Raw genomic sequence first — 17,171 nt, 5'->3', positions numbered from 1 at the left:
GAACACTTTCGGCCCCTCCGCGCTTTATTCACCGCACTTCTAGATTTCACAAAGCAAACTGGCCACAACTGACTTCGTTAGCACCTGCTGAGCTAAACCGGCTTCAACTGCCAGCCCCCTGCCGCCTTACATTGGCAGCAAGCAATATACAGCTCCAGCCTCGCAGGCAAACTCCGCAATTCCACTGTCCATCACGTATTCAACATCCGTTCCATTTTCGTGACAGATTATATAGTCTCGTTCCATTCGAATACGACATAAACCGGCTCGACCAGCTCTGATGACTGCATGCTGGATTTGCCCTCCCTGCCAACGAATATCAATCCCAAAAGCTCCTCTTGCTCGCAGACCTTTTACTTCTCCCTCTGGCCAAGTCTCAGGCAGAGCAGGCAGCAGTTCAAGAACGCCGCCATGGGATTGCAGCAGCAGCTCTGCGATCCCGGCAGTTCCGCCAAAGTTCCCGTCAATTTGAAATGGCGGGTGGCAATCAAACAAATTTGGATACGTTGACGTCGCTAGCAGCTTGGAAATATGCTCATAAGCGCTATTGCCATCTCCAAGCCTCGCCCAGAAGTTGATGATCCAGGCACGACTCCAGCCTGTATGTCCGCCGCCGCTTGCCAAGCGTCTTTCAAGCGTCCGTCTGGCTCCTGCAGCAAGCTCGGGTGTTCGATGCTTGTCAATCATTTCTCCCGGATGCAAAGCAAACAGCTGTGAAATGTGGCGATGCCCTGGCTCTGCTTCATCGTAATCCTCCAGCCACTCCATGATTTGACCGTGTTTGCCGATTTGCGGGCGTGGCAGCTTGGCAATGGCTTCCTCCAGCTGAAGACGGAACGTTTCGTCGCTTTCGCCGACTTGCTTCCCTGCTTCCATACATGCGGTAAACAGCGTGTATACCAGCTGCATATCCATAGCCGGACCCATGCACAGATTCCCTTGCACGCCACTCGGCAAAATAAATTTATTTTCTGGTGAAATGGACGGCCCTGTAATGAGTCGGCCCTGTGCATCCTCTACCATATAGTCGAGCAGAAATTCAGCCGCCTCTCTCATAACAGGATAAGCTTGCTCAGCAAGGAACACCTCATCCAGCCCATAGCGGTAATGTTCCCATAGGTGCAGTGAGAGCCAGGCGGCTCCAAGCGGCCAGATCGAAGAAGAAACGAGAATGCCCTCCAGTCGTGTCTCTCCCCAGAGGTTGGTATTATGATGAGCGACGAATCCGCGGCAGCCATAAAGCTCCTTGGCTGTCTTCCTTCCGTTCGGCCGCATCCGCTCGATCAGATCGAAGAGCGGCTGATGGCATTCGGGTAGACCGCAAATCTCGGCAGGCCAATAATTCATTTCCGTATTAATATTGATCGTGTACTTCGATTCCCAAGGAGGGCTGTAGCTGTCGTTCCAAATTCCTTGCAAATTGGCAGCCAAACTGTCCGGACGCGAGCAGGATAAAAGTAAATAACGACCGTATTGAAAAAATATCTCAATAAGTCCTTGATCTACACCACCCTTTTTGACACGTTCGAGCCTAATATCCGTTGGCAGCTGCTGCGTCTGCTTTTGCGCTGCATCCAGCTCGTCAGCCTTCAAACGGATCGACACCCGATCAAACTTGTCGGCGTATTCCGCGATATGTGCGCGTTTCAATTCCTTGTAACCCTTAGAAGCAGCGGCTTCTATACGCTGCAAACAAACTTCCTCCGTATTTGCCGATCGAAAGGTCGATTCAACCGCAATCAGCAGCGTTACGGCATCAGCCTGCTCAACCGATACGAAATCACCAATGGTTCTTACGCTTCCTCCCTCTGGGATCGCCTTGACCACACAGGAAAAAGCAATTCCATCCTTCCCGCATTCACCCTGCATAACAACCGTATCTTCACCTAATGCACGGCTTCCTGCGTCATAGGGACGTCTCATCAGATTGGCGCTGAAGGTAAGCCCACTCGGGAGTCCGCTTTCCAATCGAACAACGATAACATGATCGACAGCACTGCTGAAATACTTCCGACTGTAGTCGGCTCCATCCATTTTGTAGCTCACTTGTACAATAGCTGTCTTCAGGTCCAGCTCACGACTGTATCCTTCTGTTGGTCGGTTATGATCGAGAAACCACAGGCACAAATCCCCTGCTGGCACATACGGATGATAATACTTTGGCCCTGACATTAACGCCATTCGGCTCAAATGCTCAGCTTCCGGCTGTCTGCCATCCATGAGCATCTCGCGAATTTCCGGCAGATAGGTTTGTGCATCCTGATTATCCGCTTGCTTGGGTCCACCATACCAGATCGAATCCTCGTTGAGCTGGATTTTTTCTTGTGCTGTCGTTCCGAAAATCATGCCTCCCAAACGTCCATTACCGATTGGGAGTGCTTCTGTCCAACTGCTTGCCGCCTTATCGTACCAAAGCTTTAACTGGCTTGCTGTAAGGCTTGCTTCCATTTATAATCCTTCCTTCGTTTCGCCTAATCGGCTCCATGATCAAAGCCATTCTTTTTCCAAGATTAGCCTCTGTTCTCCGAAGTGATTACGCCATTTTTTTTCTTGTAACGCTCAGTTGCTTCTTTCAGAATTTCGTTGCCGCCTTTAGTCTTGTATTCTTCAATAACCTTCGGCCAGTCCGAAATCGGTTCCTTGCCATAAATCATTTTAACCATATGATCGATAACTAATTTCGGACCTGTATCATCACCCAATGGTGCGACATCCGGATAACGTGAGTACGACTCCAGCGATGGAACAAACCGCAGGGAACCTAATCCTTCTTTGGAAATCACCGTATCCATGTACTTCATCATGTCACGACCGTCCTGCGTCAGCTCTTCTCTTGCTTTGTTATAAATCGTATCGTGTACAAACCAGAACATACTGCGGAAACCATCTTCATCAATTGCCTCAGGGGTAGTTGGCTGTTTGAAATTAACCTTGCCATTGTCCATCGTATACGTTTCGCCTTCTATCCCAAATGAGAAATACTTCTCAGCTTCAGGCGTCGTCATCCATTCAAAGAAACGAATAATTTCAATCGCCTTCTCCTTGGAAACTTTACTGTTGATGTAATAGGAGGTGTTAATACTGGAATAGAGCACATGTCCACCACGGTTTTCAGGTCCACGAGGTGAAGGGATAATTTCGATCTTGGCATCCGGTAACGAAGAGGCAGCCTTGTTGCGATAAGTGGTTAAGCCCTGAGCATTGGCCGACCACATCCCTACTTTGCCGGCTTCGATATTTTTACTGTATTCGGTCGAGCTGATGGATGCAAAATCCTTCGGAATGAGACCTTCATCAAACATCGTCTTGTAAGCTTGCAGGGCTTTAGTCATATTCTCCACATCAAAAAACTTCGGCACTACCTGCTCGCCCTGCACTTCGAATTGTGAAGGAAGCACATCATAAGCTCCGAGGATCGTATCTGCGTATTTGAAGTTTTCCCGCAATTGATAAGGGTTTTCGACTCCCACCTTTTTAAGCGCCCTCATGACATTCAAAAAATCATCGACCGTTTTCGGAGCTGGCAGCCCAGTTTTGGCAAGCAAATCCGCCCTTACGAACAACGCTCTTCGCGAAGGATTGGATAACCAGGATGGAATACCATAAATTTTACCATTGAAACTTGTTTCCTGCCACGCCTCTTTTGGCACCGCTTTCATTATGGTTGGTGCATATTGTTTCAACAAATCGTCAAGAGGCATGAAAATACCGGCTTCCACAGAGCCCGACATTCCCTTCGTCGTTGCGCCGCCAACATTTTGCACCACATCCGGGATATCATTGGAAGCGAACATCAGTGACATCTTTTGGTCAAAATCCTTCAGTGGAAGCATGCGAATATCGATATCCACTTTGGCTAGCTCCTCGAGCTTATTGAACCACTTTTCCTTATTAATATCTGCTGACTTTTCAGCATATTTATTACCGCTGGTCGCCATTGACATCGTAAATTTCGGTATTTCATTGGTTTTCGCGCCATTGCCGGACTTCGTAGCTGCTTGATCTGTACTGCAGCCTGTAACAGCACTGGCGGCCATGATGCAAACCAAAGTGGTGCCAATTATCTTTTTCATTCCATTCATCCTATTCTTATGTTATTGACCAATCTGCTTGGCTACCCCATCTTACCCTTCCTGCACAGGTTGCGATATGTGTTTTTTTATAGTCGTGTTGTGTTTGTTTTTAAAGTTTACCCTTACCAGCTGTTGAATACCCTCTAAATAAAAAGAGGTATACGCTGTTTAGCGAATACCTGCACAATCGTAATTCATTATTACACTTCAATACTTATTCATACGACACTACCTTGTTTCTTCCGCCCTGCTTGGCCAAATATAGTGATTTATCCGTACACTCAATCAGCTTGTTGATCGAGGACTGTGCAGAAGGAACCAAGGTTGCTGTACCAATGCTGATCGTTACAAATGAACTCACTTTGGATGTAAGATGAGGAATCTGTAAATCCTGAACCCACTGCTTGATCGTTTCCGCTACCTTGCTGGCCCCATTCTTGTTGGTATTGGGTAAAACAATGGAAAACTCCTCACCGCCATATCGCGCCGCCAAATCATTGGGCCGTTTCAGAGATCTTTTTAATGAATGGGCTACCAGCTGCAGACAAGCGTCGCCTCCTTGATGACCATAGGTATCGTTGTATGATTTAAAAAAATCAATATCACATAATAGCAGCGATATCGGCTGACCATATCTGGCCGCAACTCCCCATTCACGTTCCAGCGTTTCGTCGAAGCATCGTCGGTTGGCAATACCAGTTAATCCATCTGTCATCGAAAGCCGCATCAATAAATCGTTCGCCTCTTGCATCTTGAGCTCAGATACCTTGCGTTCTGTAATATCTCTGGATACAGCTATAATTTCACTAATTCTTCCTCTTTTATCGAGGATCGTTTGACAGGTAGTTTCAAACCAAATATAAGAGCCGTCTTTTTTGCGAACCCGAAAGCTAAAGGTATTGATCTGCTGCGAGCTCACAATGTCCTTATATATAGAGCTTATCCTCGGGGAGTCATCCGGATGAAGCAAAGAATCCCCCCAGGATCCGATCAGCTCTTCAGGCTGAAAGCCCAGCAGGGTACGACATACAGGAGAAGCATACGTGCATTTGCCTTTTGGTGTATACCGGGTAATCATATCTGTTGAGTAATCAGCAAGCATTCGAAACCAGGCTTCACTTCCCTTTAGCTTCTCCTCCGTTAATTTGCGCATTGTCACATCATGAAAGTAGACGGACAGCCCTTCCTTGGTTGGATAAATATGGGTTTCGATCCACTTTTCATCAGATTCCTCACTAGCCGGCATATATTCCTCAAACTGAACTTTGGTTTTCTGATTGAGAGAATTCCGAAAATAACTGCCATATACCGTCTTATCCAGCTTCGGGACCTCCTGCCACAGAAGTTTTCCCTTTAATTCCTCATTTTTTTTGCCAAGATGCTTTTCCGCTTCTTTATTCATATAAACAAAGCGCCATTCCTCGTCCAGTGAATAGAAAGCATCCGAGATATTGTCCAATATATTTTTGTTTTTATCATTTAGATCGCTGATTTCTTTTTCCGCCAGCTTTATCTTGGATATATCGACAATTTGTGAAATAAAATATTTAGGTGTCCCATCCTGATGGTGAACAAGCGATACACTCAGCAGCGTCCAAACCACATGGCCTTGTTTATGAATGTATCTTTTTTCAATCTGATAGCTTGTCATCTTGCCTGCCAGCATAGATTGAACGTAGTTCAAATCAATTTGTAAATCCTCAGGATTCGTAATATCCTGAAAGCTTCTCGCTTCAAATTCTTGCTCCGTATAGCCAAGCAGCTTGCATAAGGAAGGATTCACCTTTAACCATTTCCCGTCCAAATCAACCAAAGCGATCCCTATAGGGGCATACTTAAAAGCATTAAGGAACAAATCATTCTCATGAAGGATATTCTGCAATTGGTATCGCCCCGCGATTCGTCGGATTTAATAATAACGGTAATCAATCAAAGTAAACTTGAGTCCTACCTGAATAGTTCAACGTTCCTATTGACAGACTAGCCTGATTTTTAAATGATACCTATACCATACCAGATTTCCACTAAATAATCTAAGTAAAATGTCACACATTTTCTTATAGTTCTAGTTCAAAAGTCGACGTTTCCACAAGTTTGATTTTATGATCGGAAATCGTCTTTTGAACAACCTCTTATAGTGAATTGATTATAAACGAGCTGTAATCGGCATGTCCCTGACTCGCTGCAGCTTCCTTGTTAACTGCAAATATGCCAACCTTCGCGCCAACCCAACGCCCCTCAGTGGCTTGGAAAACTTGACCTATCGGCTCAAAATGTACGCCGTCTGCACTATAGCTAAAGCTGCATTCCGCATCATAAATAACATCTACTTTCATATAAACCACTTCACCAGGGAAATCGACAGCTGCTTTCTCCTGTTCTGTACTTTCTCCACCCCTGCCATCGCCCTGTACGAGCACTAGCCTATTGGGTCTACCCATATCGGATCGGGTCAGTGCCAAATACTGATAGCTATAGCCAAATAGGATCAGACCGGATATATCGCCAGATTGCTGTGGACGGAAATTCATTTTCACAGAAGCACTGAATGTTGGTGCGGGAAGCTTTTGCATCAAGAGCTGTGGTGCGTTGTACAAGGTCTCGATATTGTCGGGAAGCGGCTCACAATTTAATCGTAGGTTTCCAGGTACTTCGGTTAATGAAAACCATTCAGGATTTGGATTGGCCTGCCATTGCCACTGTAATCCTAACTGATCCTTATTGAAATCATCCGAGGTTTGGGGCACGGCTATCGGGAATTCATGACCAACATTCGGTTTTCGGCAACGCAGCACAGGCTCGCCAATGCCATCGCCGTTCGTATCGATCCCCATCAGCGGCCAATCCTCGACCCATTCCATGGGCTGAAGATGGACGATCCTTCCATAAGCGGCACGATCCTGAAAATGAAAAAACCACGATTCTCCCGACTCCAGCTCTACCCATGCCCCTTGATGCGGGCCGTTAACTGTTGTATCCCCTTGATGCAGTACAATTGCATCCTCATAAGGACCCCAAATATGCTTCGATCTGAGGACCGTCTGCCAGCCTGTAGAAACGCCTCCAGCAGGAGCAAACAAATAATAGTAGCCATTCCGTTTGTGCATCTTGGGCCCTTCCATTACAGGATGATGCTCGGTTCCGTCAAATACGATGACACCGTCATCAAGCAGCTGCTTACCATCCGGAGACATGCGGCATAGGTTAAGTTTATTTTTAATTCCACAGCGGCTATGTGCGAAAGCATGCACCAAATAGGCTTGGCCGTCCTCATCCCAGAATGGGCATGGATCAATCCAGCCTTTAACCTCTTTAATCATATGTAAAGGCGACCAGCTGCCAAATGGATCTTCGGCTGTACTCATGAATATACCTTCGTCTGGAGTGCTGACGAACACCCAAAATTTATTGTCGTGGAATCGGATACTTGGCGCCCAGATGCCTTTGCCATGCTGCGGAATATCGTAGCCCGGCAGATCTACCTTTGCAATTACATGATTAACAATCGTCCAATTCACCATATCCTTCGAATGCAGGATAGGAAGTCCCGGTGTATGGGCAAAGCTAGAGGCGACCATAAAAAAATCATCAGCTACGCGAATCACATCCAGATCCGAATAATCAGCGTATAGCACCGGATTTTGGAAAGTTCCGTCCCCCATATCAGATGTCCAAGCCTTACTTTGAATTAACATATATATGAACCCCCCCATTTAATTTGCCGCTTACAGTATAGTATACTTTGGTCATAGTTTCTAACTATTTGTTCGTCCTCATTTACCTGTATTCCTGCCAAAACAAGACACGATTCATATAGTCCTATATACCTAAGCTATTTCTATATACCAACCCACTATATATTGACTGCATACCCATTACCTGATATTCTTTTAAATATAACAGAATAATCGACAAGAACTGATAATGGCAAACTTATTGAAAAATAAGGACGCAAAGCTATGGGTCTAAGGTTCACTATTGAACTAGGATCGCCAAGCCTCCAAAGGGTCGAAACGTGAACCCTCATCATCTAATGCTGTGGTTTTTTGTTGTTTATAACTTTTAAGAGGTGATCAGGTGTCTCTAATCAAAAGCAATCTTACATCATACTCAGCCATGATCGACGATTTATCTGAATATATAGGAAGCGATGCCTCCAAAGAATTATTGTATGGCATCGAACGGATGAAATTCGACGAAATTCTGCAGTTGAAGCACAACTTGAAAGATATGCTAATGTTGATGATTTCCCAAAGACCTGTGCATTAAAAAATGGATCCACACATGTTTCATGTTGTGATCAACTCAAGCTAATGAATCGAATAGTGTCGCATTCCATATTATATGTACTGTGGCGAATATAGAGGAAGCACAACTCATCAGCTATTATGACTGAAAATTGTGCTTCCTTTGTTTGTAATCCTAATGACTTAGGTTATTTCGGACCGTGAAGTATCAAAAAAAATGTCTATTGCATACTTTTTGTAAGCATGATATATTAAATAAGTTAATTCCGATGAAAAAGGTGGTATTTATTCATGAGTGATCAGCGTACCGTATTCGAACAACCAACAGAAGAAGTCCAGGCACATCGCAAGCCCGAGTATTCCGTTACACCTTTATTTCTAAACCGCTGGTCTCCACGTGCTTACTCGGATCAACCAGTTTCTGAGCAGGATTTATATTCCATATTGGAAGCTGCTCATTGGGCTCCTTCATCTTTCAATGATCAGCCTTGGCGCTTCATTGTTGCCAAAACAGACGAACAACTTGCCGTATTCCATGACTTCCTTTCTGAATTCAATCGTACTTGGGCTTCGAAGGCTCCAGTCCTGATCCTTGTCGCATCCGATACCAAAAGAGAAAATGGTGATCCTAACGGTGCTCACGCTTTCGATAGTGGAACAGCTTGGGGCTCCTTGGCTTTGCAAGCCAAGATCCTGGGATTGGCCACTCATGCCATTGGCGGCTTCAGCAGAGATCAAGCACGTACGGCTTTAAATATTCCAAGCACTTGGGAGCTTCATGCCGTTATCGCACTTGGCTATCAGGGCGATAAGCTTACACTTTCGGAAGGTTTAAGAGAACGCGAATTGCCAAATACCCGTCGCCCTCTGAAAGACGTTGTATTTGAAGGACCTGTCAGCCTGTAATAGATCTCCCCTCTACAACGAGGCCTCCATCCCACTGAATAGTGGTTTGGGGGCTTTTTTAGCTGATCATCTCAGGATCAGTATACTTACTTCCATTCAGCTATGTTTTTGGCATCCAATTTGAAGGGATCGCCCAGCATGATTTGTGTGCCGTTCTCGTCTCCTTTTTCATGCATTCAAAGCAGATAAAGGTTATCCTTTTATTTTCATACGCCTGCTTATTTGGTATACCATAAACCAAAATAGTATGTTAAAATAAAGCTATACTTAGAAGGAGGGATACCTTATGCCATCTATTCATTTTCTTACATCAGGTAAAACCATTGAAGTGCAGCCGGACGCCAATTTGTTAAGAACATCCATCCGATACGAAGGCTCAGTTCCTTTTAAATGCGGCGGCGGCTTATGCGGAACCTGTCGCGTTCGAATTGTGGATGGGCAGGAGAATCTCAGTAAAGTCATGAAAAAAGAGCTGGACCGATTAGGTCATGATGCCATCAGTCAAGGTTACCGCTTAGCTTGCCAAACGTTTATCGTCGGTGACGTTACAGCTGCCTGGGATGAGGAAGATCTCGAACGCAGAAACAAAATTGCACAAAGGATCGCCAACTCCTCTACATAAATCATCCCGCTTTAAATTTACAAACAAGAGCAGCAGGGTCAATTGGACTCTGCTGCTCTTGTTTGTATCGATCTATCTACTCTCTTTCCAATGCTTCCATATACGCTTTTTTGGAATTTTCCAAATGGATTTTGGTCAAGCTCTCGGCAAGCTCTCCCTCGCCATTGTAAACTGCCTTTGCCAAATCCCTATGCTCATCCATAGCTTTACGCAGCCGACCGGGAAGCTCATAACCTAAATGGACAAAAGCTCGGATATAATCGGACAGCCCGTCAAGCATTTGTGTTAATCTTGGGCTTTGTGCTGCACGACAAATGACATCGTTGATTTTAAAATGAAACTTCCAATCCACTTGATCAAAGTTTGATTTCGTCAGCGCTTGATCAATCTCTTCAATGATCTGCTTCAGCTCTTCTCGATGAGAGGGCTCCGCCTTTTGTGCAGCCATCTTCATGGCCAAGCTTTCCAACGCCGCCAATATCGTAAAGATTTCTATAATTTCTTCTGGAGAAAGCTTGGACACGACGACACCCTTGCGAGGCAGTGTTTTAACAAATCCTTGTGATTCGAGTCGAAATAAAGCTTCACGGATTGGTGTACGGCTTACATTTAATTGATCCGCAAGCTCACGCTCAATGATTCGTTCTCCAGATTTATATATGCCTTGTACAATGGCTTGTTTGACATATTGGTAAACCTTATCCCTTATAGGGCTTAGCTCTTCATCTTTCCATATGACTGGTGTGTCTGGCATCTGGTATACCTCCATGTGGTTGTTTCCTCAAGTTTAATCGATATACGGTTAGATTTCCAATATCAAAAAAAGCAACAAAAGGACAGGCTTGTCTCCACCTGCGCACCTTCATTGCTTTTACCGTATCGTCTGGTTTATACCTTTAGAATCTTACTTTCCTCATCCATATCCAGCTCATAAATTTCCTTTTCAATTTCCTCGGTTGTCTCGAACTTAGGAAATACCTTGATTGGAATACTGTTGTCGTCAAATACTTCGGATATACCTTGAATCAATATTCTTGCATCCTGGCTAAGAATCCGACAGATCGAGAAGGTCGTCCTCTTTTTACCAAAAAAATAGTATTCGTAGTCGGCAACTTTCTCCAAATTCGGATTGTCTGTTACCGTACGATAACGTTCTGTCGTGGATACTAATATATATTCACTCATTGTCATTACCTCCACATGATCTCATTCATAACGAACAATCAGTTCCACTTCCACAGCAGCACCGCCAGGTAAGGAAGCAGCCCCTATGGCCGAGCGAGCATGAACACCTGCACTGCCGAATACCTCGACCAACAGGTCGGAAGCGCCATTTAATACATAAGGAAGCTCGTGAAAATCTGATGCAGCATTGATGAAGCCTTCCAGCTTCACTATGCTGACGATCCTATCCAAATCTCCAAGCGCCGAGCGCAGCGTGCCCAGCTGATTAATGATACATTGACGGGCAGCCTGATAGCCCTCTTCCTTCATTAAATCTTGACCGATTTTTCCTTTATATTTCAGAACGCCATTTTCTTTGGGTGTCACTCCGCTTAAGTAAATCAACGGGGGCACCATGATATACGGCACATAATTGCCACTTGGCTTAGGGGCAGCTTCCAATTGGATGTTCAACTCGCCCAGCTTAGTTTCGATTCGTCCTTTAGGTTGCAGCAAGTACTAGCCCCCTCAGGCTGTTGTTATTGAGCTTATAGGAGTCACGCATCCCTATTTTTCGCGTCGCAGCCAGCTTATAGTTTAGCTCATTCCTGAGTAATTTCCACATCTTCATGAATATACAATTGACAGCACAGGCGGAAGCCTTCCTCCAGCTTGGTATCCAGCATTTTCTTTTCCTTCCAGTTCGGTTCGGGAAGCCCTTCTCCACCTGCTAGAACCTTGACTGTGCATTTGGTGCATTTCCCCATCCCGCAGCCATATTTCAGATAGGGAAACTTTTTGATTCCGGCTAAAACGACCAGATTGCTGTTCACGCTTACTTCCTGCTGGTACACTTGACCGTTTTGATGTAATTTCACAATGGGCATAGAAGGCACCTCCATTTGCAGCCGATTCCAGGCCAAAGCTGTTGTCTTCCCTTCACCAGCTCCAAGACGGTCTGGCCTCTGCTGCCGCTTATTTCTTAATATCTGCTGCGGTAATCACTTCATATTCACTGCCCAAGTAGCCCTGCAGCGCCTTAAGTGCGGCCACGCCAACGGCTGTATCCTGCTCTCCGTTGCCGCCACTGATGCCCACGCCACCCACAACCTCTCCATTCACAACAATCGGGAAGCCTCCGACGAAAATCGCGAACTTGCCGGGAAGCATCGCATGGATGCCGAATGCTTCCCCAGTAGTCGTAGCCGGACCGCCCGGTTGATTAAATAAATGGGTAGAACGCTTGTGTCCACTTGCGGTGAATGCTTTGGCTATAGCAATTTCCGGACCGGTAATACGTCCACCGTTCATTCGCTCCAGCGCAATGACGTACCCGCCATCGTCAACAATACATATCGTTTCCAAAGCTTTGGCAGCGGACGCTGCCTGCTTAGCCGCTTCCATCATCACCTTCGCTTCTTCCAGCTCCAGCTTCAACACTGATTTCATCCGATTCCTCCATACTCATCTGTCTTCAGTTCGTGTTACGGTTTATTCGATATTAAGAGTGCCGTGATAGATCGTTTTTTCCTGCAGATAAAAATCAACCGCGGAACGTCCCGCTTCTCGATAGGTTGCCGTACTCGACATTTTCATGCCGCCGAACGGAGCATTATAAGCAACACCGGTTGTCGGCCGGTTAATTTTGACAACGCCTGCTTCAATATGCTGAGTGAAGTATTGAGCCCGATTCGGATCAGTTGTGCAGATCGCTGCAGACAGTCCAAATTCGATATCATTCGCCACTTCGATTGCTTCTTTAAAGCTTTGAACACGAATAACCGAAATGACCGGTCCGAATATTTCCTCCTGCGCAATTCTCATCTTTGGGGTGACATTAGTGAAGATTGCCGGTTTTACAAAGTAACCGGTAGCATACTCGCCTTCAGTCAGATGCTCGCCACCATACATCAGCTCGGCCCCTTCTGACTTACCGATATTTACGTAATCCAACACAGTGTCCAATTGACTCTGGTTTGCCAAAGGTCCGATTTCAATCCCTTTGTTTAATCCATTCCCTATGGTCAGCAATGCTGTCTTGGCTATCAATCGTTCTACAAACAGCTCATGCACAGCATCCATCACAATGACTCTACTGGTGCCCGTGCAAGCCTGACCGGTTAATTCGAAGCCGCCTTTAATAGCTAATTCAACTGCCTGATCCATGTCAGCATCCTCAAGAACGACCAGCGGATTTTTCCCACCCAGTTCCAGCTGTACACGAGTCGATAAACGAACCGATTGATTGATTTTCTCCCCGGCACCTGTGGAGCCTGTAAAGGTCACTGCCTTGACTGCTGGATGTGTAACCAAGAGTTTGCCCGTTTGAGAAGCTGATCCGGTTATAAAGTTAAGTACACCTGCTGGTAATCCCGCTTCATGCAGCACCTCTACCAGACGGAAAGCAATAAGCGGTGTGTCTGATGCAGGCTTGAATACTACGGTGTTGCCAGTGGCTAAGGCCGGAGCAATCTTGCGTACGGGAATGGATATCGGAAAGTTCCATGGAGTAATTACCGTAACTACACCCAAAGGCTCTTTTCTTGTATATACGGAAGTGGTTGGATCATCCGAAGGCAGCGTGCTGCCAGCAGTATTCAAGCCCTCCGATGCATAATACCGTAAGGTCTGGGCGGAGCGTTTAACCTCCATCCGGCTGCTGGCCAGAGTCTTGCCTTCTTCGCGAGTCAATTCCTCTGCATACGACTCCAGATTTTTTTCCAACAAATCGGCCGCTTTATATAAAATTTCCGCCCGTTTGCTTGGAGCCGTGTAACGCCATGTTAGGAATGCGCGTGCTGCCGCCTCCATGGCTATCCGTACATCCTCCTCACCAGAGGCTTGAAACCGTCCTACTATATCTGTGACCTGAGCAGGATTTGTACTCATAAAGGTGTTACCGCTTACCGAGTCCACCCACTGCCCATCAATTAAATTTTTGAAGGTTTGTACTGCCGTCTCAATCGCCATAACAATCTCCTTCCTTGCTTTTACTTCACAGTACTGAAATACTTTTGGAATTTGTGCTTATCCTAATCCAAATTCACGGGATATAGCTGCAATATACATTCTGCGCATCTTTGTCGCTTCTTCTACTATCGCTATGCAGCGCTGTTGATCCTCAGGAGTTTTTGCATATTCCAACACAATTTGATAACCACGCTCACCATGAATTTCATCAGACACAATATGAAGATCGAAGAATTCCACTTCCTCATCGGTAAACCCGTACTTTTCACGAAGCGTCGGTGTTTGTCGGCGGTAAATGGCAGGAACCTGTGATTCCAATCCAACTACCAATGCAGCTGTTGCGAATAAAAAGTTTTCCTTGAAAGCCATTCGGTAACACCAGGATTGCAAGCCAATCGTTTCTGGAAGCACATGCTCCATCGACTCTACACGTTCCCTTGTCGTACCGCACGCTTCGCCGAAGCGGATCAACAAATCGGTATGACGGTCACCGCCCAGCTCCTCTTCCCACATGTTTTGCAGCAAAAAGTCTCTTGCATCCTGATGTGGACAATTAGCAAATATATAAGCCAGATATTCGGCAAATGGACCCACGTAAGCGTAGTGCTGTTCAACCCATCTAGCAAAATGTTCTTTCTTCAACTCACCATTCGCCCACATGATTGTAAAAGGAGCCTTTGCAACAGCATTGCCTTCAATGGCTTGCTCCAAAGCAGTGCGGAATTCCTCTTTGTTCATTAAGCGGGACTTCGTTGCGGTTTGTGTCATGGGTAATTCTCCTCTCAAATTGTAAGATGGTTGATTGTTATTTTGGTATATTGTATACCAAATACGTTATGAGCTTATTATTGACTGTCTGGGCTTATCTGTCAACCCATATTTTTCAAAACCAGCAGCAGCGTCATCGACAGAAGGATATAAGCTGTCGTAAACGGCAAATTCCAATTGGATATTTTATAAGAGCTTTCTTTTGTCAGACTGGACATCAGCCCGGCGGTTGCGTTATAGGGCCCCATCAAAAAGGCAGTTGCCGCGCCGGTCAGCATCGCGATAGCCGTCAGCTCGACAGAAATCCCCAAAGATTGTGGATTCAGCGATTCTGCCGTTAATGCCAAGCCTACTGCAGGATGCAAGCCGATAAAGGCGAGACCAAGCGGAATCAAAGGAATACACAACAGAAAGATATCAGCACCAATAAAATCTTTTATAGCGATAATCCAAAGATTAATCTCATGACCAGCACCCGTAGCTTGAATAGAAGCAATCAGGAAGCCCGCGCTCAAAAAGACGAAAAATTGCTCTCTCATCTTCAGCAAATGCCCGGACAGCATCACTTTGCCTTCTACTATAAACGCTCTGCCTTTACCAATCAGCCAAGACCACAAAAAAGCAAAAGGAATTACGATTAAGGACACCAGCAGCAAAAAGCTGAACGACGTATAGGTTTCCAGCACCAGAAGCAAACCATTAAATACGATTATGGCAACAATAATGTGTATAGGATGATTTTTCTTATTCTGCTCTAATTGCTGCAAACCCGACTCCACTGCACTTTCACGGACAGCAGATGTTTCCTCAATAGCCACTTGACCGATAAGTCTTGCCCGGCGGTTAGCGATCCATTGTCCCATAAACCAATCCAGAACAAGACCAAGTAAACTAAACGGGATCATAATCAGCAAAATAGAGCTCCAGCGTACACCCGTCATTTCCACGATAACCCCGACAATGGGAGCTACAGGCGTCCACACAATCGGCATACTGTAGCCGTGTGTGATCGCTCGGCTTATAAATCTTTCTTTCTTCTCGATCGGATACAAATCAAGTGCAGGACGAATCGTTTGGTATACCATAGGCAAGGTGGCCAGATTCATAAAGGAGCTCAGTATATAAGACATAAGCGATGTAATCGCGTAGAGCATCCCGGAATGCTTGATTTTACTTTGAATCTTATGCTGCACCCGAACAGCATATTGCCCTAATTGAATAGGAAGAGCAATTAACGGGATCAGAGCGAATAAGCTTAATATATTGAGCATGTTGCCAAAGCCAAGAATATAGCTGCTCCAATGTGCTTTGTGTACGATCAACATACTAAATCCTGTCACCAGAAATAGGATGCCTAATCCTTGGACAAACCGCTTGACGGTGCTGAACACCATGACAACAATACATAAGCTTACTATTGAAATGGTCCATTTCAGGATGTCGCTAGGATAAACAATCGAAATCAGATAAGCAGCTATAGCTCCAATGAAAATAGCTTGTTTCATACTTAGAGCATGTCTTGGACAGCTTGGGTTAAGCGTTCCAGAGCTGTCTCGACAATTTCCTCTCCAATCTCCCGGCTTGCCTTGGTCGCATCACCGAGGCATCCGTTGCGCGTCATTTCCTCATAATAGTAAAAGCCTTGCAGCACTTGACCCGGACGCAGCTTTTTCCATCGGCCCTCCGTCAAATCGCCTTTTTCCAGTCTATCCGGCCGTACCAGCTGCGGAGCCAAATACAGCGCCTCGGAAACCTCGCGGTCGCAGCTGTGCCCATACAGCTTGGATTCAAGCCTTCTATCCATCACATCCTTGGCTGATGCCGTCGTTTTGGCATAGTAAATCTGAGTAGCTAGCTCCCTTGTGAGCATCTCTACAGCTACACCCAACGTAGCCTGATTGCCACCATGTGCATTGAGTATGAGAAACTTCTCAATACCGTGATGCTGCAAAGATTTGATCATATCCCGGAGAATCGCAATTAACGTTGTGGGCTCTAAAGAGATCGTACCTGGAAAATGCATATGATGCGGCGACACGCCCATATTAATAGTAGGTGTCAGAATGGCATTCGGATATAATCGCTCGGTTAATCGTTTGCCCATTTCCTCAGCAAGAACAGCATCACAGCTTTCAATCATATGCGGGCCGTGCTGCTCATGGGCTCCGAGCGGTATTATTGCTATTTTCACTGTCGTAAGCGCTTGTTCAATTTCCGGCCATGTCATTTGTGTTAAACAGTAAGAAGCAGCCACACTTTAGCCTCCTTTCAGCATAGGCCACGCTCCCCTCAACCCAAGGAACTGCGGCCTTCCTTCATTCTCGTAACCTACTATAATCCCTCAAAGCTGTACCCGTAGAGTCAACAGCAGGATATGCTTCTCAAGCAACCTTAACTGGGATAAAGATTGAGCCTCGCATT

General features: G+C 45.7%; 16 protein-coding genes and 1 riboswitch. Of the genes, 3 read left to right on the top strand and 13 right to left on the bottom strand.

Features of this window, described 5'->3' with window-relative positions; translation table 11 throughout:
• Window positions 1–126: 126 nt before the first annotated feature.
• From BM210_RS08290 to BM210_RS08275, 4 genes are all read right to left on the bottom strand, one after another.
• On the bottom strand, window positions 127–2,448 hold the full coding sequence (locus tag BM210_RS08290) for a glycoside hydrolase family 95 protein (RefSeq protein WP_091167011.1): 2,322 nt from the start codon (window positions 2,446–2,448) through the stop codon (window positions 127–129).
• 62 nt (window positions 2,449–2,510) lie between these two features.
• The gene (locus BM210_RS08285; RefSeq protein ID WP_091167010.1) at window positions 2,511–4,073 is read right to left on the bottom strand and encodes a type 2 periplasmic-binding domain-containing protein; all 1,563 of its coding nucleotides are present in this window, start codon (window positions 4,071–4,073) and stop codon (window positions 2,511–2,513) included.
• A gap of 214 nt (window positions 4,074–4,287) precedes the next feature.
• Window positions 4,288–5,955, bottom strand: coding sequence for a PAS domain S-box protein (locus BM210_RS08280; RefSeq protein WP_091167008.1), 1,668 nt, complete (start codon window positions 5,953–5,955; stop codon window positions 4,288–4,290).
• Between the two features lie 250 nt (window positions 5,956–6,205).
• On the bottom strand, window positions 6,206–7,768 hold the full coding sequence (locus BM210_RS08275; RefSeq protein WP_091167006.1) for a glycoside hydrolase family 43 protein: 1,563 nt from the start codon (window positions 7,766–7,768) through the stop codon (window positions 6,206–6,208).
• A 221-nt stretch (window positions 7,769–7,989) separates the two neighbouring features.
• A riboswitch (cyclic di-GMP riboswitch) is annotated at window positions 7,990–8,078 on the top strand.
• A gap of 72 nt (window positions 8,079–8,150) precedes the next feature.
• Between BM210_RS08275 and BM210_RS08270 the strand changes: the two genes are divergently transcribed.
• The 3 genes from BM210_RS08270 to BM210_RS08260 all read left to right on the top strand — a co-directional run bounded on the left by BM210_RS08270 (window position 8,151) and on the right by BM210_RS08260 (window position 9,848).
• Window positions 8,151–8,342, top strand: a complete 192-nt coding sequence (locus BM210_RS08270) for a hypothetical protein (protein ID WP_091167005.1) — start codon at window positions 8,151–8,153, stop codon at window positions 8,340–8,342.
• Window positions 8,343–8,611: 269 nt separating this feature from the next.
• On the top strand, window positions 8,612–9,226 hold the full coding sequence (locus BM210_RS08265; RefSeq protein WP_091167003.1) for a nitroreductase family protein: 615 nt from the start codon (window positions 8,612–8,614) through the stop codon (window positions 9,224–9,226).
• A 286-nt stretch (window positions 9,227–9,512) separates the two neighbouring features.
• Window positions 9,513–9,848 carry a 2Fe-2S iron-sulfur cluster-binding protein gene (locus BM210_RS08260; RefSeq protein WP_091167001.1) on the top strand — a complete coding sequence of 112 codons (336 nt, stop codon included), beginning with the start codon at window positions 9,513–9,515 and terminating at the stop codon, window positions 9,846–9,848.
• Between the two features lie 76 nt (window positions 9,849–9,924).
• Here the strand turns inward: BM210_RS08260 and BM210_RS08255 are convergent, their stop codons facing one another.
• From BM210_RS08255 to BM210_RS08215, 9 genes are all read right to left on the bottom strand, one after another.
• Window positions 9,925–10,602, bottom strand: a complete 678-nt coding sequence (locus BM210_RS08255; protein WP_091166999.1) for a GntR family transcriptional regulator — start codon at window positions 10,600–10,602, stop codon at window positions 9,925–9,927.
• 134 nt (window positions 10,603–10,736) lie between these two features.
• Window positions 10,737–11,033 carry a hypothetical protein gene (locus BM210_RS08250; protein WP_091166998.1) on the bottom strand — a complete coding sequence of 99 codons (297 nt, stop codon included), beginning with the start codon at window positions 11,031–11,033 and terminating at the stop codon, window positions 10,737–10,739.
• 21 nt (window positions 11,034–11,054) lie between these two features.
• A complete protein-coding gene (locus tag BM210_RS08245) occupies window positions 11,055–11,528 on the bottom strand; it encodes a RidA family protein (protein WP_256223388.1) in 474 nt (157 codons plus the stop codon).
• Between the two features lie 86 nt (window positions 11,529–11,614).
• Complete coding sequence (locus BM210_RS08240) at window positions 11,615–11,899, bottom strand: 2Fe-2S iron-sulfur cluster-binding protein (RefSeq protein ID WP_091166996.1); 285 nt, start codon at window positions 11,897–11,899, stop codon at window positions 11,615–11,617.
• Between the two features lie 88 nt (window positions 11,900–11,987).
• A complete protein-coding gene (locus tag BM210_RS08235) occupies window positions 11,988–12,461 on the bottom strand; it encodes a GlcG/HbpS family heme-binding protein (RefSeq protein WP_091166994.1) in 474 nt (157 codons plus the stop codon).
• A gap of 42 nt (window positions 12,462–12,503) precedes the next feature.
• Window positions 12,504–13,982, bottom strand: a complete 1,479-nt coding sequence (locus BM210_RS08230) for an aldehyde dehydrogenase family protein (protein ID WP_091166993.1) — start codon at window positions 13,980–13,982, stop codon at window positions 12,504–12,506.
• A gap of 57 nt (window positions 13,983–14,039) precedes the next feature.
• Window positions 14,040–14,750: an iron-containing redox enzyme family protein gene (locus BM210_RS08225; protein WP_091166991.1), complete on the bottom strand. Its 711-nt coding sequence runs from the start codon at window positions 14,748–14,750 to the stop codon at window positions 14,040–14,042.
• Between the two features lie 101 nt (window positions 14,751–14,851).
• Window positions 14,852–16,255, bottom strand: a complete 1,404-nt coding sequence (locus BM210_RS08220; RefSeq protein WP_091166989.1) for a hypothetical protein — start codon at window positions 16,253–16,255, stop codon at window positions 14,852–14,854.
• Between the two features lie 2 nt (window positions 16,256–16,257).
• Complete coding sequence (locus BM210_RS08215) at window positions 16,258–17,004, bottom strand: creatininase family protein (RefSeq protein ID WP_256223387.1); 747 nt, start codon at window positions 17,002–17,004, stop codon at window positions 16,258–16,260.
• Window positions 17,005–17,171 lie beyond the last annotated feature (167 nt).

The organism is Paenibacillus sp. 1_12 (genome assembly GCF_900114475.1).
Lineage (GTDB): Bacteria > Bacillota > Bacilli > Paenibacillales > NBRC-103111 > Paenibacillus_S.
This window is presented reverse-complemented; position numbering and strand designations above follow the sequence as displayed.